This is a genomic window from Pseudomonas sp. BF-B-15 (genome assembly GCF_019946675.1).
GTDB classification, from domain to species: domain Bacteria; phylum Pseudomonadota; class Gammaproteobacteria; order Pseudomonadales; family Pseudomonadaceae; genus Aquipseudomonas; species Aquipseudomonas migulae.
The window spans coordinates 1-23711 of record NZ_JAGYFZ010000013.1; the positions used below are offsets into that span (position 1 = coordinate 1).

The following is a 23711-nucleotide window of genomic DNA, read 5'->3' on the forward strand; positions in this document are numbered from 1 at the left end:
GTTTACGTCCATCGCGAGCAGGCTCGCTCCTACAGGTTTTTGTGTGATTACAAATGGGTAACACAGGACTTTTCCTGACCGTTGCGTCAACGCGTAGAATGCGCCGCCTCGCGCATCAAAACCTTTTGGACGTTTTGCCTTTGAATTCCGTGACTGACCGCCCCGCTGCCATTTCCCTCAATCGCCCCGCCCGGGTTCGCCTCGAGCTGAAGAACCTGCTCGGCCTGGCGTTGCCGATCATGATCGCGCAACTGGCCACCACGGCGATGGGCTTCGTCGATGCGGTGATGGCCGGTCGCGTCGGGCCACGGGATCTGGCGGCGGTGGCATTGGGCAACTCGATCTGGGTCCCGGTGTTTCTGTTGATGACCGGTACGCTGCTGGCCACCACGCCGAAAGTCGCCCAGCGCTTTGGTGCCGGTACCCACAGCGAAATCGGCCCGATCGTGCGCCAGGCGTTGTGGCTGGCGTTGGTGGTGGGCTTGATGGCGACTGGCATGCTGTTCAGCGCCGAACCGATTTTGCACCTGATGAAGGTCGATCCCGAGCTGATCGGCCCGTGCATGCAATACCTGCACGGTATCGCCAGCGGGCTGCCCGCCGTCGCGCTTTACCATGTGTTGCGCTGTTTCAGTGACGGCCTGGGACGCACGCGCCCGGCGATGGTCCTGGGTTTGTGCGGGCTCGCGCTGAACATTCCGCTGAACTATGTCTTCATTTATGGCCACTTCGGTGTACCCGCCATGGGCGGCGTCGGTTGTGGCTGGGCCACGGCGATTGTGATGTGGGTGATGGCGCTGGGCATGGCCGGCTGGGAACGCTGGGCGCCGGCGTATCAGTCGAGCCAGTTGTTCAGCCGTTTCGACTGGCCACAATGGGCGGTGATCAAACGCCTGCTGAGCATCGGCTTGCCGATCGGCATCGCGGTGTTTGCCGAATCGAGCATCTTCGCGGTGATTGCCCTGCTGATCGGCAGCCTCGGCGCCACGGTGGTGGCCGGGCATCAGATTGCCCTGAATGTCAGCTCGCTGGTGTTCATGATCCCTTACTCCCTGGGCATGGCCGTGACCGTACGCGTCGGTCAGGCACTGGGACGTGAAGAGCCGCGCGAGGCGCGTTTTGCGGCGGGTGTCGGCATGGGCACCGCGCTGGCCTACGCCTGCCTGTCGGCGAGCATGATGTTGCTGATGCGCGAGCACATCGCAGCGATCTACACCGCAGACCCGACGGTGATCCATATCGCGGCGATGCTGATTGTGTACTCGGCGCTGTTCCAGTTTTCCGACGCCATCCAGGTGACAGCGGCCGGCGCCCTGCGAGGTTTTCAGGACACTCGGGTGACGATGATCCTCACCCTGTTCGCCTACTGGGGCATCGGCTTGCCGGTGGGTTACGCCCTCGGCCTGACCGACTGGTTCGGCGAACCCCGAGGCCCGAGCGGGCTGTGGCAGGGTTTGATCGTCGGCCTGAGCTGCGCCGCCCTGATGCTGTCGATTCGCCTGACGCGCAGTGCACGCAAGCGGATCCGCATGAGCCATTCGATGGGTTGACCGCACAAAAAAGGCCTGCAAATGCAGGCCTTTTTTTCGAATCGATTAATCCGATTTCTTGCGAATCCAGTACAGGTAAGTGCCGGCCTCTTCGTGCTGCGCGATCAGCTCGTGGTCGAGGAACACGCAGAACTTGGGAATGTCGCGACGGGTCGACGGGTCGGTGGCGATCACCTTGAGCAGGCCGCCGGGCGCCAGGTCACGGATGTGCTGGTGCAGCATCATCACCGGTTCCGGGCAGTTGAGGCCGGTGGCGTCTAGGGTGCCGTCTACCGGCGTATCAAGCATTTCACTCATGATTCACTCCTGAAACTGGCCGGCATTGTCGCGCATTACCGGGTGTTCGGTCATCTGTGGCATGACGCCATCCCTGTAGGAGCGAGGCTTGCCCGCGAAGAGGCCCTTAAGGACGCCAAAAGCTTCGCGGGCAAGCCTCGCTCCTACACGGGTTGTGTACATCAGCGGGACTTGGGTTTCTTCACGTCCAGGCGGCGCAGGTGGCACGTCACTTCTTCGCGGTCGTGATACAGCTGCTTGCAGCCGATCTCGACGCGAATCCCGCGCTCCTTGAAACCGTCGGCAATGCGCTCCAGCAAGCGTTTCACTTCGGCGTAACGCTGCTTCATCGGCAGCTTGAGGTTGACCACCGCTTCGCGGCAATGCCCTTCGCCAATCCACTCTTCCAGCATCGCCGCGTTGCGTGCCGGTTTCTCGACGATGTCGCAGACCATCCAGTCCACCGGTTGCCGTGGCTTGAAGGTGAAACCGTCGGCCATCAAATGCTGCACCAGACCAGTGTCCATCAGGCTTTCAGCCATCGGACCATTGTCGATGGCAGTCACCAGCATGCCACGATTGACCAGTTGCCAGGTCCAGCCACCCGGCGCCGCGCCAAGGTCGACGCCAGTCATGTCGCTGTGCAGACGCTCGTCCCACTGATCGCGCGGGATGAAATGGTGCCACGCCTCTTCCAGCTTCAACGTCGAACGGCTCGGCGCCTCGCGCGGAAACTTCAGGCGTGGAATGCCCATCGGCCACATGGCCGAGTTGTTCGACTCGGCCAGGCCCATGAACACTTCGCGACCACTCTTGAACGTCAGCAGCAAACGCGGCTTGTTCGCGTCTTCCACCAGTTTGCCGGCCGCCATCAGCGCCTTGCGCAGGTGTACTTCGAATTTCTTGCAGAAGTTCGACAGCTCTTTGCCGTCGTTGGTGTCGACCATTTCCAGCCACAGGCTGCCGCACAGCGGGAAGTCGGCCATGTGCGCGAGAATCACGCTGATACGATCGGTTTCCGGCAGGTCGATGAAAATCCCCCGCGCCCATTGGCGCGGGAAGATCAGATCGGCGAAACGCTGACCGCGCATCAGGCGCTCGGCGCCGTCTTCTTCGGTGCAGATGAATTCGGCGCAGGCGCTGGCGGTTTTTGCCTTGGCATAACCGGCCACGTTCAGCCGTGCGGCGTGTTCGGAAATCTCGGAACAGACTTCGCCTTCGAAGCCCGGCCGGCAATGCATAAAGAGGGTGTTCATTCTTACTCCTGGGCAGTTGGCGAAGAATTCAGCCACTGCGCGATGCCCAGACTTGCGTTGAAGCAAAGCCTGTCACGAAAACCGGCGCATGATAGCCGAGTTCGGAACCTCGGACTTGCCCATAGAGTCCGGTTATTAGCTTTAACGTTCAAACGGGGCTAGGTTGAAAGCTCTGTCCGTCCCCTCAGTCCGTAGCCGTGCGGACTTTAAGGAGTGATCGTAATGCCGTCCCTCGATAGCCTGAAAACCCTTAAAACCCTGCAAGTCGACGACAAGACCTACCATTATTTCAGTCTGCCCGATGCCGCCAAGAGCCTCGGTGATCTCGACAAGCTACCTATGTCGTTGAAAGTGCTGCTGGAAAACCTGCTGCGCTGGGAAGACGAAAAAACCGTCACCGGCGCCGACCTGCGAGCGATTGCCGCCTGGCTCAAGGAGCGCCGCTCCGACCGCGAGATCCAGTACCGCCCCGCCCGCGTCTTGATGCAAGACTTTACCGGCGTTCCCGCCGTGGTCGACCTGGCCGCCATGCGCGCCGCCATGGCCAAGGCCGGCGGCGACCCGCAGCGGATCAATCCACTGTCGCCGGTGGACCTGGTGATCGACCACTCGGTGATGGTCGACAAGTTCGGCAGCGCCAGCGCCTTCGAACAGAACGTCGACATTGAGATGCAGCGCAACGGCGAGCGTTACGCCTTTCTGCGCTGGGGCCAGAGCGCTTTCGACAACTTCAGCGTGGTGCCGCCGGGCACCGGGATTTGCCATCAGGTGAACCTCGAATACCTCGGCCGCACGGTCTGGACCAAGGATGAAGACGGCCGCACCTATGCGTTCCCCGACACGCTGGTCGGCACCGATTCCCACACCACCATGATCAACGGCCTCGGCGTACTTGGCTGGGGCGTCGGCGGGATCGAGGCGGAAGCGGCGATGCTCGGCCAACCGGTGTCGATGCTGATTCCGGAAGTGATCGGCTTCAAACTCACCGGCAAATTGAAGGAAGGCATCACCGCCACCGACCTGGTGCTGACCGTGACCCAGATGCTGCGCAAGAAAGGTGTGGTCGGCAAATTCGTCGAGTTCTACGGCGACGGTCTCGCCGACCTGCCGCTGGCCGACCGCGCGACCATCGCCAACATGGCCCCGGAATATGGCGCCACCTGCGGCTTTTTCCCGGTGGATGACATCACTCTGGATTATCTGCGCCTGTCCGGTCGTCCACTTGAAACGGTGAAACTGGTCGAGGCCTACAGCAAGGCGCAAGGCCTGTGGCGCCAGCCAGGCAAGGAGCCGGTGTTCACCGACAGCCTGGCGCTGGACATGCGCAGCGTCGAAGCCAGCCTCGCCGGGCCGAAACGCCCACAGGACAGGGTGTCGTTGCCGAATGTCGCGCAAGCATTCAGTGACTTCACCGACCTGCAATTCAAACCTGCCAGCAAGGAAGAAGGTCGCCTCGAAAGTGAAGGCGGCGGTGGCGTTGCGGTGGGCAATGCCGACTTGGCCGGTGAAGCCGACTACGATTTTGAAGGTCAAACCTATCGCTTGAAAAACGGCGCGGTGGTCATCGCCGCAATCACCTCCTGCACCAACACCTCCAATCCGAGCGTGATGATGGCCGCCGGACTGGTGGCGAAGAAAGCCGTGGAAAAAGGCCTCAAGCGCAAGCCGTGGGTGAAAAGCTCGCTCGCTCCCGGTTCCAAAGTGGTGACCGACTACTACAAGGCTGCCGGGCTGACGCAATACCTGGATCAACTCGGTTTCGACCTGGTCGGTTATGGCTGCACCACCTGCATCGGCAACTCCGGGCCCTTGCCGGAGCCGATCGAAAAAGCCATCCAGAAAGCCGACCTGACCGTCGCCTCGGTGCTGTCGGGCAACCGCAACTTCGAAGGCCGCGTGCATCCGCTGGTGAAAACCAACTGGCTGGCCTCGCCGCCGCTGGTCGTCGCGTTTGCGCTGGCCGGCACGGTGCGCATAGATATCAGCAGCGAACCACTGGGCGATGACAAGGATGGCAACCCGGTGTATCTACGGGACATCTGGCCAAGCACCCAAGAAATCGCCGATGCGGTGAATCAGGTCAACACCGCGATGTTCCACAAGGAATACGCCGAAGTGTTTGCCGGCGACGAGCAATGGCAGGCGATTGAAGTACCTCAAGCGGCGACCTATGTCTGGCAGGACGATTCGACTTACATCCAGCACCCACCGTTTTTCGACGACATCGGCGGACCACCACCCGTGGTCAAGGACGTCGCGGGCGCACGGGTCCTTGCGCTGCTCGGCGACTCGGTGACCACCGACCACATCTCCCCCGCCGGCAACATCAAGACCGAGAGCCCCGCCGGCCATTACCTGCGCGAGAAAGGTGTGGAGCCGCGGGACTTCAACTCCTACGGCTCCCGTCGCGGCAACCATGAAGTGATGATGCGCGGCACCTTTGCCAACATCCGCATTCGCAACGAGATGCTCGGCGGCGAGGAAGGCGGCAATACGATTTACATTCCTACCGGGGAAAAACTGGCGATCTACGACGCGGCCATGCGTTACCAAGCCTCGGGCACGCCGCTGGTGGTGATTGCCGGGCAAGAATACGGCACAGGTTCGAGCCGCGACTGGGCGGCCAAGGGCACCAATCTGTTGGGCGTGAAAGCGGTCATCGCTGAAAGCTTCGAGCGGATTCACCGCTCCAATCTGGTCGGCATGGGCGTGTTGCCCTTGCAGTTCAAGCTGGATCAGAACCGCAAGAGCCTCAATCTGACTGGCAAGGAGACCCTGGACATTCAGGGCCTGAGCGGCGTCGAGCTGACGCCGCGAATGAACCTGACGCTGATCATCACTCGCGAAAACGGCAGCCGCGAGAAGATCGAGGTGTTGTGCCGGATCGATACGCTGAATGAAGTCGAGTACTTCAAGTCAGGGGGGATTTTGCATTACGTGTTGCGGCAGTTGATTGCGTCGTAGGTGTTTGCAGAAAAAGACACCGCCTTCGGGCGGTGTTTTTGTTTGCGGACACACCTCTATAATCGCCGCGCTTTTATAGCCCCACACAAGACCACTGTGGGAGCGAGCCTGCTCGCGATGGGGCCGTAACATCCAATATCAGTGCCGCCTGATACTCCGCCATCGCGAGCAAGCTTGCTCCTACAGTGGACCGAGGCGACCCGCAGAATTTCGAACACAAGGACTTCAGATGTTTGCTTTGCCATGGACCTTCCTGGCCCTGCTCTCCCTCGGTTATGCCATGGCGCTGTCCTACGGCCATCTCGGCTGGCTGGCGCTTATCTCGGTCGCATTGCTACTGATCGCCGGTCTCGCCGTGCGCCAGCAACAGGTCCGGGTCGGTCATTACCTCGGTCACGGCCTGTTCATTTTCATGGCGCTGGCATTGGCGATGCACTGGCTCCCCGGCTTCTACAACGGTCGCGGTATCAATCCGCATCGTATTACCGACGATGCCGTACCGTTTGCGCTGTACCTGAATCTGGACAAACCGCTGATTGGTTTCTGGCTGTTGCTGGTCTGCCCGTGGATTGTCGGCCGGCATTCGCTGCGGCTTTCCATTCCCGCCGCGCTGCTGGGGCTGACACTGAGCAGCGTGCTGGCATTGGGTGGCGCGCTGTTGTTGGGTGTGATCAGTTGGGCCCCCAAATGGCCTGATCAGGCCTGGCTGTGGCTGTTCAATAACCTGTTGCTGGTGACGCTGGTGGAAGAAGCGCTGTTTCGCGGCTACCTTCAGGGCGGCCTCAGCCGGTACTTTAAACACCTGCCTTATGGTGAAAACCTGGCGCTGCTGCTCGCCTCGCTGTTGTTTGGCCTGGTGCATGCGGGCGCTGGCTGGCAATGGGTGTTGCTGGCGAGTCTGGCAGGTGTCGGCTATGGTCTGGCCTACCGTTTCGGAGGGTTAGGTGCGGCCATTGCCACGCATTTCGGTTTGAACCTGCTGCATTTCAGCCTGTTCACCTATCCGATGCTGGCGGGCTGACGCAACGGTCGTTTTGCGACGCGCCGCTGATTATTGAAAAATATTCTTCAATAAATCCCTGACGGTGCCGACAACCTCTCAAAGCCTTGCGGATTGAAAAAAGCCATGCGTAACAACCAGCCCATTACACAACGCGAACGGACCTTCCCGGCTCAGCAACGGTTGATCTCCACCACCGATGCCAAGGGCGTGATCACCTACTGCAACGACGCTTTCGTCGAAATCAGTGGGTATTCCCGCGAGGAACTGATCCGTGCACCGCATAACCTGGTTCGTCACCCCGACGTACCGGCCGCGGTGTTCGCGCACATGTGGGGCACATTGAAACAAGGCTTGCCATGGATGGGCATTGTCAAGAATCGCTGCAAGACCGGTGACCACTACTGGGTTAACGCCTACGTCACACCGGTGTTCGATGGCAACCAGGTGATCGGTTACGAGTCGGTGCGGGTCAAACCCACCGCCGAGCAGATCCAGCGTGCCGAAGCGCTCTACCAACGCATCAACCAGGGCAAGTCAGCGATTCCTTCCACCGATAAATGGCTGCCGGTCCTGCAGGACTGGTTGCCGTTCATTCTGGTCAGCCAGCTGAGCTTCATGATCGGTGCCACGCTCAACTCCCAATGGGGTTTCGCCTTGGCCGCCGGTCTTTCGGTGCCACTGGGCCTGCTGGGGTTGAGCTGGCAACAGCGCGGCCTCAAGCGCTTGCTGCGCCTGGCCGAGCAGACCACCTCCGACCCGCTGATCGCACAGATGTACACCGACAGCCGTGGTGCCCAGGCGCGTCTGGAGATGTCGATCCTCAGCCAGGAAGCCCGCCTGAAAACCTGCCTGACCCGTCTGCAGGACACCGCCGAGCACCTGAGCGACCAGGCGAAACAGTCCGACACACTGGCTCACAGCAGCTCCACCGGCCTGGAACGTCAGCGCGTCGAAACCGAGCAGGTGGCCACCGCCGTCAATCAGATGGCCGCCACCACCCAGGAAGTCGCCAGCCACGTGCAACGCACGGCGGACGCGACTCAAGAAGCCAATCGCCTGACCGGGCGCGGCCGTGACATCGCCGGGGAAACCCGCGAAGCCATTCAGCGCCTGTCGGAGGTGGTCGGCGAAACCGGCCTGACCGTGACGCAACTGGCCAAGGACAGCGATGAAATCGGCGGCGTGGTCGACGTAATCAAAGGCATCGCCGACCAGACCAACCTGCTGGCGTTGAACGCCGCCATCGAAGCGGCGCGTGCCGGCGAGATGGGTCGCGGCTTTGCGGTGGTTGCCGACGAAGTTCGCCAATTGGCGCAACGCACCAGCGAATCCACCGGGCAGATTCACGCCCTGATCGCCAAGCTCCAGCAAACCGCCAGCACCGCCGTGCAAACCATGGAATCCGGGCATCGCCAGGCGGAAGAAGGTGTGGCGCGGGTACTCGAAGCGGATCAGGCACTGGTCGGGATCAGCGAAGCGGTGGCACACATCACCGACATGACCACCCAGATCGCGGCCGCGACCGAAGAGCAAAGCTCGGTGGCCGAAGAAATCAGCCGCAACATCAGCAACATCTCGCAACTGGCCGACCAGACGTCGGAACAGGCGCAGCACTCGGCGTTGTTGAGTGAAGAGCTGACCAAGACCGCGAATACCCAGTATTCGTTGGTGGAGCGGTTTAACCGCTGATTGATGCTGGAAAAACAAAACCCGGACGGTGAAAGCCTCCGGGTTTTTTATTGCCAGTTTGAATGAGATGTTGCCTGTTGGGGCGCCTTCGCGGGCAAGCCTCGCTCCTACAGGTCATCCCAAGCGGACACCGATAACCTGTAGGAGCGAGGCTTGCCCGCGAAGAGGCCCGGACAGACACTGCAAATCTCACCGCAGAAATGTTGCAACCTTGCTCGCCGCAGCCGCCAAATGCTGCTCATGCGTAAACCCCGAAGCCTTCAACGGCTTCAAATCATGATCCCCCGCCACCAGCCAGAACACCTCGATACTCGGTGACAACGCATAAGCCTCGACCGCCTCACGATTCCCCAGCGCATCGCGCTCACCCTGGACAATCAGCGTCCGGGTCTTCAGCGCAGCCAGATGCTCGACCCGGGGTTTCTCCGGTTTGCCTACGGCATAGAACGGATAGCCGAGGCACACCAACGCATCGGCTTTGAGCTCATCGGCCAAAAGACTGGCCATCCGTCCGCCCATGGACTTGCCGCCAATGGCCAGGCGACCAGTGACATGGCGTCGCACCACGGCGTACACCTCACGCCAGCACTCCAGCAGTTTCGGTGCCGGGTTCGGGGGACGCTTGCCGCCATCGACACGTCGTTGCGCCATGTAGGGGAACTCGAAGCGCAGCACGTTGACGCCCTGCGCAGCAAGGCGCGCGGCCATGTCGTTCATCCAGGCGCTGTCCATCGGCGCCCCGGCGCCATGCGCAAGAATCAGCGTCACAGGTTCACCCGAAACCGTTGAAGCGGCTTCATTCCACAGCCATCCATGCTCCCGCACACACTGCGCCCATTGATCCCCGTCAATACTGGCCTTGTGCTCTTTGTCCATGCTTGCCTCGCTTTTAGTCTGCCTATAACTCCAGGCGAAGGGAGCGTCTGCCTTGCGCGAACGCCCTTTCGGCTGAACCGTGGATGGGGAACCATGAACACTTCTATCAGTACCGCCTACAACTACAAGGTGGTCCGCCAATTCGCCATTATGACGGTGGTGTGGGGCATCGTCGGCATGGGGCTCGGGGTTTTTCTCGCGGCTCAATTGGTCTGGCCCGAACTCAACTTCAATTTGCCGTGGACCAGTTTCGGCCGCTTGCGCCCGCTGCACACCAACGCGGTGATCTTCGCGTTCGGCGGTTGCGCCCTGTTCGCCAGTTCGTTCTATTCGGTGCAACGCACCTGCCAGACGCAACTGTTTGCACCGAAAATCGCCGCGTTCTGCTTCTGGGGCTGGCAACTGGTGATTCTGCTGGCGGCGATCAGCCTGCCGCTGGGTTACACCAGTTCCAAGGAATACGCCGAGCTGGAATGGCCGATCGACATCCTGATCACCATCGTCTGGGTCGCCTACGCCATCGTGTTTTTCGGCACGCTGGCCAAGCGCAAGACCAAGCACATCTATGTGGGCAACTGGTTCTTCGGTGGTTTCATCATCACCGTGGCGATTTTGCACATCGTCAACAACCTTGAGCTGCCGGTGAGTTTCACCAAGTCCTACTCGCTGTACGCCGGTGCGACCGATGCCATGGTGCAGTGGTGGTACGGCCACAACGCCGTAGGCTTTTTCCTCACCGCCGGTTTCCTCGGGATGATGTATTACTTCGTGCCGAAACAGGCCGAGCGTCCGGTGTATTCCTATCGCCTGTCGATCGTGCACTTCTGGGCGCTGATCACCCTGTACATCTGGGCCGGCCCGCACCACTTGCACTACACCGCGCTGCCGGACTGGGCGCAGTCGCTGGGCATGGTGATGTCGCTGATTCTGCTGGCGCCAAGCTGGGGCGGCATGATCAACGGCATGATGACGCTCTCCGGTGCCTGGCATAAGTTGCGCAGCGACCCGATCCTGCGCTTCCTCGTGGTCTCGCTGGCGTTCTACGGCATGTCGACCTTCGAAGGGCCGATGATGGCGATCAAGACCGTGAACGCCCTCTCCCACTACACCGACTGGACCATCGGCCACGTACACGCCGGCGCACTCGGCTGGGTGGCGATGATTTCCATCGGCGCGCTGTACCACATGATCCCGAAAATCTTCGGTCGCCCGCAGATGCACAGCATCGGCCTGATCAACGCACACTTCTGGCTGGCCACTATCGGCACCGTGCTGTACATCGCCTCGATGTGGGTCAACGGCATCGCCCAGGGTCTGATGTGGCGCGCAGTCAACGAAGACGGCACGCTGACCTACTCCTTCGTCGAAACCCTGGTGGCCAGCCACCCAGGCTTCATCGTGCGACTGGTGGGCGGTGCGATCTTCCTCAGCGGCATGTTCCTGATGGCTTACAACACCTGGCGCACCGTGCGGGCCTCGCAGCCTGCCGAAGTCGCCGCTGCCGCGCAGATGGCCTGAGGAGTCCGAGATGAAACACGAAACAATCGAAAAAAACGTCGGCCTGCTGATGCTGCTGATGGTCCTGGCCGTGAGCATCGGCGGTCTGACCCAGATCGTCCCGCTGTTCTTCCAGGACGTGACCAATAAACCGGTGGAAGGCATGAAGCCCTACACCGCGTTGCAACTGGAAGGTCGCGACATTTACATCCGCGAAGGCTGCGTCGGTTGCCACTCGCAGATGATCCGGCCGTTCCGCGCCGAGACCGAGCGTTACGGTCACTACTCGGTGGCCGGGGAAAGCGTCTGGGATCACCCGTTCCTGTGGGGTTCCAAGCGTACCGGTCCGGACCTGGCCCGTGTCGGCGGCCGCTACTCCGAAGACTGGCACCGCGCGCACTTGTACAACCCGCGCAACGTGGTGCCGGAATCGAAGATGCCTGCCTATCCATGGCTGGTGGCCAATCAGCTCGACAGCAGCCACACCGAAACCAAGATCAAGGCGATGCGCACCCTCGGCGTGCCGTACACCGATGCCGACATCGCAGGCTCGGTCGAATCGCTCAAGGGCAAGACCGAAATGGACGCACTGGTCGCCTACCTGCAAGTGCTCGGCACTGCCATCAAGAGCAAGAGGTGAGCCATGCCCTTTGAAATAATGAGCGTAATGAGCAGTGGATTGATTCGCGGCCTGGGCACGGTCGTGGTGTTCGTGGCCTTTGTCGGCCTGACGTTGTGGGTGTTCAACAGCAAGCGCAATCCGGAGTTCGCCGAAGCACGTTTGCTGCCGTTCGCCGATGAGCCACAAGCCGATAGCACCCAAGAACCTGAAGCAAGGAGTACCCGGTCATGACCACTTTCTGGAGTACGTGGATCTGCGTACTGACCATCGGCAGCCTGATCGGCCTGACCTGGCTGCTGATCGGCACCCGCAAGGGCGAAACCAAGGGCAGCGTCGACCAGACCATGGGCCACAGCTTCGACGGCATCGAGGAGTACGACAATCCGCTGCCGCAGTGGTGGTTCATGCTGTTCGCCGGCACGCTGGTGTTCGCCGTGGGCTACCTGATTCTTTACCCGGGCCTGGGCAACTGGAAAGGCATCCTGCCGGGTTACGAGAACGGCTGGACCGGCGTTCACGAATGGGAAAAGGAGATGAACAAGGCCGACGCGAAGTTCGGACCGATCTTCGCCAAATTCGCCGCCATGCCGGTGGAAGAAGTGGCCAAGGACCCGCAAGCGCTGAAAATGGGCGGTCGCCTGTTCGCCTCGAACTGCTCGGTGTGCCACGGCTCGGATGCCAAGGGCGCTTTCGGTTTCCCGAACCTGGCCGACAGCAACTGGCGCTGGGGCGGCGACGCCGAGATGATCAAGACCACGATCATGGGTGGACGCATGGCGGCGATGCCGGCCTGGGGTGAAATCCTCGGTGAAGCCGGCGTGAAAAACGTTGCCGCGTATGTGCGTCATGAACTGGCCGGCCTGCCATTGCCGGCTGGCGACACCGCCGACCTGCAAGCCGGACAGCAAGCATTCAGCACCACCTGCGTAGCCTGTCATGGGGCAAACGGCAAGGGCACTGAAGCCATGGGTGCGCCGAACCTGACGCAACCGGCCGGTTTTATCTACGGTACAAGCCTGGCGCAACTGCAACAAACGATCCGCCATGGCCGCCAGGGCCATATGCCGGCGCAGAACGAACTGCTCGGCAACGACAAAGTGCAACTGCTGGCCGCTTATGTGTACAGCCTGTCCCACGGTCTGAATACAGAGCGTTTGCAGGCGGAAGGCAAAAGCGAATAATTCTTGACCGCTCTGCTGCCGCATTCTTCTCGGATGCGGCAGTTCCCTGCCCCTTTGCGACCCATTGTCGCACCCCTCCGTTAGTCCGCCTTTCGGTTCACCAGATTCGGGTCTAAGCTTGCCCCGATGCGGACTGGCTTGAGCCGGTTCCAGGTCGACCCGACCCGATGTGTTCGACGAATCAGCTCGATGACAAGCCGCAAAGGCTGGTAGATACCGGCTGTCGTGCCAATTGCCATCGGTCACCCGATCGTTGCGTTTGAACACACCCCGTTACAACTGACCTGACCCTCTCATCATTTTCGTTCGCTGCGACATTTTGTCCGAGGGCGATTTTGTCCTTACGCGGCGCATGGAAAGGCCGCAGAATCAGCTTTTGAAAGCATTGACCCAGGTCATGGCGCGTTGCAATGACCCCCTGCTTTCTCCATACTTGCGGCCGATTTTTACTCCTAATAAAACACCCAAACCGTGGAACCTTAGAATGAGCACAGCAATCAGTCCGACTGCTTATAACTATAAGGTAGTCCGCCAGTTCGCCATCATGACGGTGGTCTGGGGGATCCTTGGCATGGGGCTCGGTGTCTTCATCGCCTCGCAACTGGTCTGGCCGGAGTTGAACTTCGGTCTGCCGTGGACGAGCTTTGGACGCCTGCGCCCGTTGCACACTAACCTGGTGATTTTCGCCTTTGGTGGTTGTGCACTGTTTGCCACTTCTTATTACGTCGTGCAGCGAACCTGCCAAACGCGACTGATTTCCGACAGCCTCGCGGCCTTCACCTTCTGGGGTTGGCAAGCGGTGATCGTCGGCGCCATCGTTACCTTGCCGCTGGGTTACACCACCACCAAGGAATACGCTGAGCTGGAATGGCCCCTGGCTATTCTGCTGGCCATCGTCTGGGTCACCTACGGTCTGGTGTTCTTCGGCACCATCACCAAGCGCAAGACCAAGCACATCTATGTGGGCAACTGGTTCTACGGTGCCTTCATCGTCGTGACGGCGATGCTGCACATCGTCAACCACGCCTCGCTGCCGGTCAGTTTCTTCAAGTCCTACTCGGCCTACGCCGGTGCGACGGATGCGATGATCCAGTGGTGGTACGGCCACAACGCCGTAGGTTTCTTCCTGACCACCGGCTTCCTCGGGATGATGTACTACTTCGTTCCGAAGCAGGCCGAGCGTCCGATCTACTCCTATCGCCTGTCCATCGTGCACTTCTGGGCGCTGATCACCCTGTACATCTGGGCCGGTCCGCACCACCTGCACTACACCGCGCTGCCGGACTGGGCGCAGTCGCTGGGCATGGCCATGTCGATCATCCTGCTGGCACCAAGCTGGGGCGGCATGATCAACGGCATGATGACCCTGTCGGGCGCCTGGCATAAGCTGCGCACCGACCCGATCCTGCGTTTCCTCGTGGTCTCCCTGGCGTTCTACGGCATGTCGACCTTCGAAGGTCCGATGATGGCGATCAAGACCGTCAACTCGCTGTCGCACTACACCGACTGGACCATCGGCCACGTACACGCCGGCGCTCTTGGCTGGGTAGCGATGATCTCGATCGGCGCGATCTACCACATGATCCCGAAACTGTTCGGTCGCGCGCAGATGCACAGCATCGGCCTGATCAACGCACACTTCTGGCTCGCGACCATCGGTACCGTGCTGTACATCGCTTCGATGTGGGTCAACGGCATCACCCAGGGTCTGATGTGGCGTGCAATCAACGACGACGGCACCCTCACCTACTCGTTCGTCGAAGCGCTGCAAGCCAGCCACCCGGGCTTCATCGTTCGCGCATTGGGCGGCGCATTCTTCGCCACCGGCATGCTGCTCATGGCCTACAACGTATGGCGTACCGTACGTGCCTCGAACCCGGCAGAAGCTGAAGCCGCCGAACAGATTGCTGTAGTTGGAGCTCACTGATGAAGCATGAAGCAGTCGAGAAGAATATTGGCCTGCTGGCCTTCTTCATGGTCATCGCCGTCAGCATCGGCGGCCTGACCCAGATCGTTCCGCTGTTTTTCCAGGACGTCACCAACAAGCCGGTCGAAGGCATGAAGCCTCGTACCGCCCTTGAACTGGAAGGCCGCGACATCTACATCGCCAACGGTTGTGTCAGCTGCCACTCGCAGATGATCCGCCCGTTCCGTGCTGAAACCGAACGCTACGGCCACTACTCGGTTGCCGGTGAAAGCGTCTGGGACCACCCGTTCCTGTGGGGTTCCAAGCGTACCGGTCCAGACCTGGCCCGTGTCGGCGGTCGTTACTCCGATGACTGGCAGCGTGCGCATTTGTACAACCCGCGCAACGTAGTGCCCGAGTCGAAAATGCCGGCCTACCCGTTCCTCGTGGAAAACAAGCTCGACGGCAAAGACACCGCCAAGAAAATGGAAGTCTTGCGCACGCTCGGCGTCCCTTACACCGACGAAGACATCGCCGGTGCCAAGGATGCTGTGAAGGGCAAAACCGAAATGGACGCGCTGGTGGCCTATCTGCAAGGCCTGGGCACCATCATCAAAAGCAAACGGTGATTTAGATGGATATCGGGATGATTCGTGGCCTGGGCACCGTTGTTGTGATGGTGGCCTTCATCGGTCTGGCGTTGTGGGTGTTCAGCCCCAAGCGCAAGTCGGAGTTTGAAGACGCGACCTTGCTGCCTTTCGCGGATGATCCCGAAGCCATCAAGCACGTCGAGCAAGCTTCTAGGAGTAACAAAGAATGACTACGTTCTGGAGTCTGTACGTCACAGTCCTCAGTCTCGGCACCATCTTCGCCCTGACCTGGCTGTTGCTGTCCACCCGCAAGGGCCAGCGCAGCGAAGCCACCGAAGAAACGGTTGGCCACTCCTTCGACGGGATCGAGGAGTACGACAACCCGCTGCCGAAATGGTGGTTCATGCTGTTCGTGGGCACCATCATTTTCGCCCTGGGTTACCTGGTGCTGTACCCGGGCCTGGGCAACTGGAAAGGCCTGCTGCCAGGTTACAACTACCTGGATAACGAGAAGCAGACCGCGTTCGCCAACGGCCAGAGCGGCTGGACCGGCGTTCACGAGTGGGAAAAGGAAATGGCCAAGTCGGACGCCAAGTTCGGCCCGATCTTCGCCAAATTCGCTTCCATGCCGATCGAAGAAGTCGCCAAGGACCCGCAAGCCCTGAAGATGGGTGGCCGTTTGTTCGCCTCCAACTGCTCGGTTTGCCACGGCTCCGACGCCAAAGGCGCTTATGGCTTCCCGAACCTGACCGACGCCGACTGGCGCTGGGGTGGCGAAGCACAAACCATCAAGGCCACCATCATGGGCGGCCGCCACGCGGTCATGCCGGCGTGGGCTGAAGTGATCGGCGAGCAAGGCGTTGCGGACGTTGCTGCGTTCGTCCTGACCAGCCTCGATGGCCGCAAGCTGCCGGAAGGCACCAAGGCTGACCCGGCTGCCGGGCAGAAACTGTTCGCCGCCAACTGCGTGGCGTGCCACGGTCCGGCCGGCAAAGGGACGCCAGCGATGGGCGCACCTGACCTGACCCACCCGGGTGCGTTCATCTACGGTTCGAGCTTCGCTCAACTGCAGCAGACCATCCGTTACGGCCGTCAGGGCCAGATGCCTGCGCAAGAACAGCTGCAAGGCAACGACAAGGTTCACCTGCTGGCCGCTTACGTCTACAGCTTGTCTCACGGTGAGAAAGCTCCGGCGGCGGATGCCCAGTAAGGCAAACGCTTGATGCAAAAAAAGAGGCCCCGCCAGTGATCTGACGGGGCCTTTTTTATGGGCTATTGGCCAGAAGTCATGACACCGGCACTGTCGCTATCAGCTCACGTTTTTGCCACTGGTTGTTATCGACCGCATAGACGTGCAGGTTTTTGCGATCCTCGGAAAAACTGGCGATCAGATAGGTCTGCTGGGATGCACTGCCGCTGATGAAACCGGGCACACCGTTCGTGTACCAGATGGTGCCGCCATGCCCATGAAGATGACCGGCGAATATTGCAGTCACTTCATACTTTTCGATCATATCCCTGAACCGTTTTTCCTGACTCCAGTCACCCATAAAATCATTGGGTTTATGCATGTTCAGTAGAATGATTTTCCCCTGCGCGCGTGCCTGCTGAAGGTCACGCTCAAGCCAATCGAGTGCCGGGGTAATTTCAAAATCCTTCGGACTGAAAAAAGTCCCCGAAGAGAAGGTCACCGAGTAAGTCGGCTCATTATGTAACTGCACCAGGTGCACATCACCATAATCCCTGGAGTACGCGAGGCTGCCGTAATAAATGGTGCTCGACCCTGAAGCGCGCGCCGCCAGATCCATACTGCCGACTTTCCCCCAATAGCGTTTCTTCAAGTCCTCAATGCTTCCAGCGGCGCAATTATTCAGAAAGCAATCATCCACGTTATTTTGATAGTCGTGATTACCCAGCCCGTAGTCATAGTCCCCTTGAAGTTTCGAATCCAGCGTCTGCTGGATATAGGAACGCTCATCCGCATGACCGAAGGCAGTCATATCGCCATTGATCATCACGGGCACCGCCGCGCTCCCACCCTGTTGCCGCCTGAAGTCAGCAATACTGTCGTACTGCGTTTCGATCAGCCAACGGGAGCGCTCCCGCTTCTGCGAATCGGACTCCGGCAACCGGGCGTCAGTGTTATCGGTCCAGGGAAACTGCGGGTCCGAAGCGAACACAATATGGCGCGGCATTTCCGCCGCCGACACAACAGGAACTACCCACACACCTACCAGCAACATCAACAACTGCCATCCTTTGCTTAATTCCATCTTGTCCCTTTCCCTAATATTTAATAGTGAGCACGCTCACACAATTCCAATTTAAAAATTACTTGCGACGAGCAAACTACAACAACACCCACCCAAGCTCCAACAAACAACACATTTAGAATCATGAAACATTAACTATAAAAACAAACCAAATTACTCATTGAGCCCATCAACTTATTTAATCTAGATTTTGCCTAACCTTAAACGCAACCATCACATCAATAAAAATGGACTTCTATGAACTTTTATACATTACCGACCGCCCTGATATTGGCGTTCTCTGTAACGACCACCTTTTCCATGGCCTCTGACTTCGCGCCGCAACATATCGTCTTTGCCTCGGACCCCAAGTTCCCTTCAAGTGAAAAGTCCGACAATGGCGAAAGTGAATCCACCTCAAGCAAAGAAGAGCGTTCACGCTGGCTGATCGATGCGCAGTACTCCAGCATCGCTGACTTGCGCAAACAATCGGGTGGCGCCTCCGCCGTTCCCGTCATGATCAACGGCAACATGACTGCGTCAGGACAACCCGGCGAACGCACCTACCTCAACGCGGTATTGCAGAACAAACTGAGCAACCTCTATGACTACGGCCTGGGCAATCACGACTACGACTTCAATGTCGCCAGTTGCGCAAGTTGCGCCGCTGGAAGCGTGGACGACCTCAAGGACCGGTACTGGGGAAAAGTCGCCAACATGGACCTCGCCGCCCGGGCTTCCGGCCTGACGAAAACCTGGTACGGCAGCCTGGCTTACTCCCGGGATTACGGTGATGTTCACGTGGTTCAGTTGCACAACGAACCCACTTACACCACCAACTTTTCCACCAGCTCGTTCTTCCAGACCACCGCCTATGAAATCACGGCATCCCTCGACTGGCTGGAACGCGATCTGCAGCGGGCACGGGCGCAAGGCAAAATCATTTTGCTGAACTTGCATCAGCCGTTTCACTGGCCGGTCAGGGAGACCGAGATTTTCCGGTTCACAAAAATGATCGAGGACTATGGCGTGACCGCCGTGTTTTCCGCGAGTGCGAACAAGCAAAGCGGGAAATACGAGTCGAGCAACTACATCTACGGCGACATTCCCTTGTTCATGAGTGGCTCGGCGGTTCAGCAAAGCTGGTTGTATGCCACGTTCTCTGCCGATAGAACGCAAATGACAGTGAACGTCGTCGCGGGCAATGACTGGCGAAACCCCGTCGCGACTCACACTGTCCCGGTCAAGTAAGCGGCGATCGGCGCCTGGCATACAAGATGCTGGCGCCGATGAACAACCCCCAGCCGGCTATACTCCACAAGTCAATTGACCTGAATCATGTTTTGTTACATCTGCTACACCATTCATGATTTTTCCCCAACGCGACCAAAGGTCGCACCCTTGATCTAGAGCTACAGGCGTATCATTGCGCCACTGCAACACCCCTTTTTGACCGCGGTCGGCATGTACTGACCGAGGCATTTTTCCACTGCCGTGGGATGCAACTGATGAGCAACCAGATTCCGGTACACGACGTTACCCCGCCTGCCAAGAACGCGAACAACAGCGTCGACCTCTACGCCTCTCGAGAAAAGATCTACACCCGCGCCTTCACCGGCCTGTTCCGTAACCTGCGGATGATGGGCGGCGCGTTTTTGTTTCTGTTGTATTTCGGCACGGTCTGGCTGAACTGGGCCGGTCATCAAGCCGTCTGGTGGAACCTGCCGGAGCGTAAGTTCTTTATTTTTGGCGCAACGTTCTGGCCGCAGGATTTCATCCTGCTCTCGGGAATTCTGATTGTCAGCGCGTTCGGCCTGTTCTTCATTACCGTGTACGCCGGTCGTGTCTGGTGCGGTTATACCTGCCCGCAGAGCGTCTGGACGTGGATTTTCATGTGGTGCGAGAAGGTCACCGAAGGCGACCGCAACCAGCGCATCAAGCTCGACAAGGCGCCAATGAGCGCCAACAAGCTCCTGCGTAAATTCAGCAAGCACTCGATGTGGCTGCTGATCGGCTTCGCAACCGGCATGACCTTCGTCGGTTACTTCTCGCCGATCCGCGAGCTGACCATCGAATTCTTCACTGGCGAAGCGGATGGCTGGTCGTATTTCTGGGTCGGTTTCTTCACCCTCGCCACTTACGGCAACGCCGGCTGGTTGCGCGAGCAGGTGTGCATTTACATGTGTCCGTATGCGCGCTTCCAGAGCGTGATGTTCGACAAGGACACGCTGATCGTTTCCTACGATCCGCGTCGCGGTGAAAGCCGCGGCCCGCGCAAGAAAGGCATCGACTACAAGGCCCAGGGCCTGGGCGATTGCATCGACTGCACCATGTGCGTCCAGGTCTGCCCGACCGGCATCGACATCCGCGACGGCCTGCAAATCGAATGCATCGGTTGTGCTGCGTGCATCGATGCCTGCGACAGCATCATGGACAAGATGGATTACCCGCGCGGCCTGATCAGCTACACCACCGAGCACAACCTGTCCGGGCAAAAAACCCATAAACTGCGCCCGCGCCTGATCGGCTACGCCGCTGTATTGCTGGCGATGATGGCGTTGCTGGCGACGGCGTTCTTCATGCGTTCGCTGGTCGGTTTCGACGTCAGCAAAGACCGCGTGCTGTACCGCGAGAACGCCGAAGGCCGGATTGAAAACGTCTACAGCCTGAAGATCATGAACAAGGATCAGCGCGACCACACCTACGTGCTGGAAGCCGCCGGCCTGCCGGATCTCAAGCTGCAAGGCAAACGCGAGATCAAGGTCGCCGCCGGCGAAATTTTCAGCCAGCCGGTGGAACTGTCCATCGCGCCGGAAAAACTGCCATCGAGCACCAACGAGGTGAAATTCATCCTCAAGGATGCCGATGACGAGAGCATCCACGTTGAAGCCAAGAGCCGGTTCATCGGCCCACAAATTCGTTAAGAGAAGTGATCATGCCCGCAGCAAACGCCGCAAGTCCCTGGTACAAGCATCTTTGGCCGTGGATCATCATTGCCATCCTCGCCTGTTCGGTGACCTTGACCTTGTCCATGGTGACCATCGCGGTGAACAACCCGGATAACCTGGTCAACGACAACTACTACGAGGCCGGCAAAGGCATCAACCGCTCCCTCGACCGTGAACTGCTGGCGCAAACCCTGCTCCTGCGCGCCAGCGTGCACCTGGATGACGTGACCGGCGAAGTCGACCTGCGCCTGAGCGGCAACAGCCAACCGAAAACCCTCGAACTGAACCTGATCTCGCCGACCCAGCCGGAGAAGGATCGCAAGATCACCCTCGCCCAAAGCGAAACCGAACAGGGCCGCTACATCGGCCAGTTGAGCGACAAGGTGGAAGGTCGTCGTTTTGTCGAATTGCTGGGTACTCAGGACGACCACATCTGGCGTATGTTCGAAGAAGAGCTGGTCAGCCATGACAAGGATCTGCTGCTGGGTGACGAACCGCTGCAGGGCGCCGAAGACCTGAAAAAGTAAAGTCGCGCTTCGCGCATCGCCGGCAAGCCGGCTCCTACAGGATCGTGCGAACCTTTGTAGGAGCTGGCTTGCCAGCGATGAGGCCCTTTCAGACGACATAGATCCAACATCATGACCACCCCAACCCCCTGCTACCACTGCGCCCTGCCCGTCCCGGCCGGCAGCCGCTTCACCGCGGCCGTCCTCGGTGAAACCCGCGAGTTCTGCTGCCCGGGTTGTCAGGCGGTGGCCGAAGCGATTGTCGCCGGTGGGCTGGAAAGCTATTACCAGCACCGCAGCGAAGCCTCGGCCAACCCCGAAGCGTTGCCGGTGCAGTTGGTGGATGAACTGGCGCTGTACGATCGCGCCGACGTGCAAAAACCCTTCGTGCGCCACGATGGCGAACTCGCCGAAACCACGCTGCTGATGGAAGGCATCAGTTGCGCGGCCTGTGGCTGGCTGATCGAGAAACACCTGCGCGGCTTGCCGGCGGTGGCCGAAGCGCGCCTCAACCTGTCCAACCATCGCCTGCACGTACGCTGGGCCGATGCGCAATTGCCGCTGAGCCAGGTGCTCAGCGAGTTACGCCACATCGGTTACGCCGCCCATCCCTATCAGGCCGACCGCGCCAGCGAACAACTGGCCAGCGAAAACCGCCTGGCCCTGCGCCAACTCGGGGTTGCCGGGCTGCTGTGGTTCCAGGCGATGATGGCGACCATGGCCACCTGGCCGGAATTCAATATCGACCTCAGCCCCGAGCTGCACACCATCCTGCGCTGGGTCGCGCTGTTCCTCACCACGCCGATCGTGTTCTACAGCTGCGCGCCGTTCTTCAAAGGGGCGATGCGCGATTTGCGTACCCGCCACCTGACCATGGACGTCTCGGTGTCGCTGGCGATTGGCAGTGCCTACATCGCCGGGATCTGGACCTCGATCACCGGGGTCGGCGAATTGTATTTCGATGCCGTCGGCATGTTTGCGCTGTTCCTGCTGGCCGGGCGCTATCTGGAGCGTCGCGCCCGCGAACGCACCGCCGCCGCCACCGCACAGCTGGTCAACCTGCTGCCCGCCTCGTGTTTGCGCCTGAGCGCCGACGGTCAGAGCGAGCGGATCCTGCTCAGCGAACTGCGCGTCGGCGATCAGGTTCTGGTGCATCCCGGCGCGATCCTGCCGGCCGACGGCAAGATCCTCGACGGTCAGTCGAGCATCGACGAATCCCTGCTGACTGGCGAATACCTGCCACAGCCGCGCACGCTTGGTGACGCCGTCACCGCCGGCACCCTGAACGTCGAAGGCGCGCTGACCGTGGAAGTCCTCGCCCTCGGCCAGGACACCCGACTGTCTGCCATCGTCCGCCTGCTCGACCGAGCCCAGGCCGAGAAACCACGACTGGCGGAGATCGCCGACCGCGCCGCGCAATGGTTCCTGCTGCTGACGCTGATCGCCTCCGCTTGCATTGGCCTGCTGTGGTGGGAGCTGGACTCATCGCGCGCCTTCTGGATTGTCCTGGCGATGCTCGTCGCGACCTGCCCGTGCGCCCTGTCCCTCGCCACACCGACCGCACTCACCGCCGCCACCGGCACGCTGCACAAGTTGGGTTTGTTGTTGACCCGCGGCCATGTGCTGGAAGGCCTGAACCAGATCGACACGGTGATTTTCGACAAGACCGGCACCCTCACCGAAGGGCGCCTGGCGCTACGCTCGATCCGCCCGCTCGGCGCGCTCGACAGCGATCAATGCCTGGGCCTCGCCGCCGCCCTCGAAAACCGTTCCGAACACCCGATCGCCCGTGCGTTTGGTCGCGCGCCACTGGCCGCCGAAGAAGTCCACAGCACGCCGGGGCTGGGCCTGGAAGGCGTGGTCGGTAAGCAACGCCTGCGCATCGGCCAACCGGGTTTTGTCTGCGAACTCAGTGGCGCTGCCATCCCGTTGATGCCGGATGAAGCCGGCCAATGGCTGCTGCTCGGCGACAATGCCGGACCGCTGGCATGGTTCGTCCTCGACGACCGTTTGCGCGCCGATGCACCCGCGTTGCTGGAAGCCTGCCGGGCGCGCGGCTGGCGCACGTTGCTGCTGTCGGGTGACAGCTCGCCGATGGTCGCCAGCGTCGCCGCCGAACTGGGCATCGACGAGGCCCGTGGCGGTTTGCGTCCGGACGACAAATTGCAGGTCCTGCAACAGTTGCACAAAGAAGGACGCAAGGTGTTGATGCTCGGTGACGGCGTGAATGACGTGCCGGTGCTGGCCGCCGCCGACATCAGTGTCGCCATGGGTTCGGCCACCGATCTGGCGAAAACCAGTGCGGATGCGGTGCTGTTGTCCAACCGCCTGGACGCGCTGGTGCAAGCCTTCAGCCTCGCTCGGCGCACCCGTCGGGTCATCATCGAGAACCTGCTGTGGGCCGGGCTGTACAATGGCCTCATGTTGCCGTTCGCCGCCCTCGGCTGGATTACGCCAGTGTGGGCGGCGGTCGGCATGTCCATCAGTTCGTTGACCGTGGTGCTGAACGCCCTGCGCCTGACTCGCCTGCCGCGCACGCCGGCCGCCAGCGCCACGCCAGAAACCCGCCCGCTGCCGGCCTGAGCCGCGCGGGCA

At 60.2% G+C, this 23711-nt stretch carries 20 protein-coding genes; 16 read left to right on the forward strand and 4 right to left on the reverse strand.

All coding sequences use genetic code 11. From position 1 onward, the window contains the following. Window positions 1–140 precede the first annotated feature (140 nt). Window positions 141–1550 (forward strand): MATE family efflux transporter, encoded by a 1410-nt coding sequence (locus KGA97_RS06390; RefSeq protein WP_008028508.1) that lies wholly within the window; start codon window positions 141–143, stop codon window positions 1548–1550. 45 nt (window positions 1551–1595) lie between these two features. Here the strand turns inward: KGA97_RS06390 and tusA are convergent, their stop codons facing one another. Both tusA and rlmM read right to left on the reverse strand, forming a co-directional pair. Then, window positions 1596–1847: a sulfurtransferase TusA gene (gene tusA / locus KGA97_RS06395; protein ID WP_008037724.1), complete on the reverse strand. Its 252-nt coding sequence runs from the start codon at window positions 1845–1847 to the stop codon at window positions 1596–1598. A 161-nt stretch (window positions 1848–2008) separates the two neighbouring features. Next, window positions 2009–3082, reverse strand: coding sequence for a 23S rRNA (cytidine(2498)-2'-O)-methyltransferase RlmM (gene rlmM, locus KGA97_RS06400; protein WP_008028511.1), 1074 nt, complete (start codon window positions 3080–3082; stop codon window positions 2009–2011). A 222-nt stretch (window positions 3083–3304) separates the two neighbouring features. On the opposite strand from rlmM, the gene acnA reads away from it, so the two are divergent. The 3 genes from acnA (at window position 3305) to KGA97_RS06415 (ending at window position 8738) form a co-directional block, all read left to right on the forward strand. Further along, window positions 3305–6046: an aconitate hydratase AcnA gene (acnA, locus tag KGA97_RS06405; protein WP_008028513.1), complete on the forward strand. Its 2742-nt coding sequence runs from the start codon at window positions 3305–3307 to the stop codon at window positions 6044–6046. Window positions 6047–6275: 229 nt separating this feature from the next. Further along, the gene (locus tag KGA97_RS06410; RefSeq protein ID WP_207285073.1) at window positions 6276–7067 is read left to right on the forward strand and encodes a CPBP family intramembrane glutamic endopeptidase; all 792 of its coding nucleotides are present in this window, start codon (window positions 6276–6278) and stop codon (window positions 7065–7067) included. Between the two features lie 105 nt (window positions 7068–7172). Beyond that, on the forward strand, window positions 7173–8738 hold the full coding sequence (locus KGA97_RS06415) for a methyl-accepting chemotaxis protein (RefSeq protein WP_008028517.1): 1566 nt from the start codon (window positions 7173–7175) through the stop codon (window positions 8736–8738). A 189-nt stretch (window positions 8739–8927) separates the two neighbouring features. Here the strand turns inward: KGA97_RS06415 and KGA97_RS06420 are convergent, their stop codons facing one another. Beyond that, complete coding sequence (locus tag KGA97_RS06420) at window positions 8928–9614, reverse strand: alpha/beta family hydrolase (RefSeq protein ID WP_223480421.1); 687 nt, start codon at window positions 9612–9614, stop codon at window positions 8928–8930. A gap of 93 nt (window positions 9615–9707) precedes the next feature. On the opposite strand from KGA97_RS06420, the gene ccoN (KGA97_RS06425) reads away from it, so the two are divergent. The 8 genes from ccoN (KGA97_RS06425) (at window position 9708) to ccoP (KGA97_RS06460) (ending at window position 16620) form a co-directional block, all read left to right on the forward strand. Then, window positions 9708–11132, forward strand: a complete 1425-nt coding sequence (gene ccoN / locus KGA97_RS06425) for a cytochrome-c oxidase, cbb3-type subunit I (protein ID WP_008028521.1) — start codon at window positions 9708–9710, stop codon at window positions 11130–11132. A gap of 10 nt (window positions 11133–11142) precedes the next feature. Then, window positions 11143–11751: a cytochrome-c oxidase, cbb3-type subunit II gene (gene ccoO, locus KGA97_RS06430; RefSeq protein WP_008028522.1), complete on the forward strand. Its 609-nt coding sequence runs from the start codon at window positions 11143–11145 to the stop codon at window positions 11749–11751. Window positions 11752–11754: 3 nt separating this feature from the next. Continuing rightward, window positions 11755–11964 carry a cbb3-type cytochrome oxidase subunit 3 gene (locus KGA97_RS06435; RefSeq protein ID WP_008028524.1) on the forward strand — a complete coding sequence of 70 codons (210 nt, stop codon included), beginning with the start codon at window positions 11755–11757 and terminating at the stop codon, window positions 11962–11964. Continuing rightward, complete coding sequence (gene ccoP, locus KGA97_RS06440; protein ID WP_207285065.1) at window positions 11961–12914, forward strand: cytochrome-c oxidase, cbb3-type subunit III; 954 nt, start codon at window positions 11961–11963, stop codon at window positions 12912–12914. The genes KGA97_RS06435 and ccoP (KGA97_RS06440) overlap by 4 nt, the downstream gene beginning before the upstream one ends. Window positions 12915–13398: 484 nt before the next feature. Beyond that, window positions 13399–14841 carry a cytochrome-c oxidase, cbb3-type subunit I gene (gene ccoN, locus KGA97_RS06445; protein ID WP_008028528.1) on the forward strand — a complete coding sequence of 481 codons (1443 nt, stop codon included), beginning with the start codon at window positions 13399–13401 and terminating at the stop codon, window positions 14839–14841. Further along, entirely contained in the window at window positions 14841–15449 is a 609-nt protein-coding gene (ccoO, locus tag KGA97_RS06450) for a cytochrome-c oxidase, cbb3-type subunit II (RefSeq protein WP_008028530.1), read from the forward strand. Before ccoN (KGA97_RS06445) ends, ccoO (KGA97_RS06450) begins: the two co-directional genes overlap by 1 nt. A gap of 5 nt (window positions 15450–15454) precedes the next feature. Further along, window positions 15455–15640 carry a CcoQ/FixQ family Cbb3-type cytochrome c oxidase assembly chaperone gene (locus KGA97_RS06455; protein WP_003175465.1) on the forward strand — a complete coding sequence of 62 codons (186 nt, stop codon included), beginning with the start codon at window positions 15455–15457 and terminating at the stop codon, window positions 15638–15640. Continuing rightward, window positions 15637–16620, forward strand: a complete 984-nt coding sequence (gene ccoP, locus KGA97_RS06460; protein WP_008037742.1) for a cytochrome-c oxidase, cbb3-type subunit III — start codon at window positions 15637–15639, stop codon at window positions 16618–16620. Before KGA97_RS06455 ends, ccoP (KGA97_RS06460) begins: the two co-directional genes overlap by 4 nt. Window positions 16621–16696: 76 nt before the next feature. On the opposite strand, the gene KGA97_RS06465 is transcribed toward ccoP (KGA97_RS06460), so the two are convergent. Further along, window positions 16697–17683 (reverse strand): metallophosphoesterase family protein, encoded by a 987-nt coding sequence (locus tag KGA97_RS06465; protein ID WP_223480422.1) that lies wholly within the window; start codon window positions 17681–17683, stop codon window positions 16697–16699. A gap of 300 nt (window positions 17684–17983) precedes the next feature. On the opposite strand from KGA97_RS06465, the gene KGA97_RS06470 reads away from it, so the two are divergent. From KGA97_RS06470 to KGA97_RS06485, 4 genes are all read left to right on the forward strand, one after another. Then, window positions 17984–18913, forward strand: coding sequence for a metallophosphoesterase family protein (locus KGA97_RS06470; protein ID WP_223480423.1), 930 nt, complete (start codon window positions 17984–17986; stop codon window positions 18911–18913). A gap of 257 nt (window positions 18914–19170) precedes the next feature. Then, window positions 19171–20586 (forward strand): cytochrome c oxidase accessory protein CcoG, encoded by a 1416-nt coding sequence (ccoG, locus tag KGA97_RS06475; protein ID WP_223480424.1) that lies wholly within the window; start codon window positions 19171–19173, stop codon window positions 20584–20586. Between the two features lie 11 nt (window positions 20587–20597). Further along, window positions 20598–21137 (forward strand): FixH family protein, encoded by a 540-nt coding sequence (locus KGA97_RS06480; RefSeq protein ID WP_008028539.1) that lies wholly within the window; start codon window positions 20598–20600, stop codon window positions 21135–21137. Between the two features lie 111 nt (window positions 21138–21248). Continuing rightward, window positions 21249–23699, forward strand: a complete 2451-nt coding sequence (locus KGA97_RS06485; protein WP_223480425.1) for a heavy metal translocating P-type ATPase — start codon at window positions 21249–21251, stop codon at window positions 23697–23699. The last annotated feature ends 12 nt before the right edge of the window (window positions 23700–23711 follow it).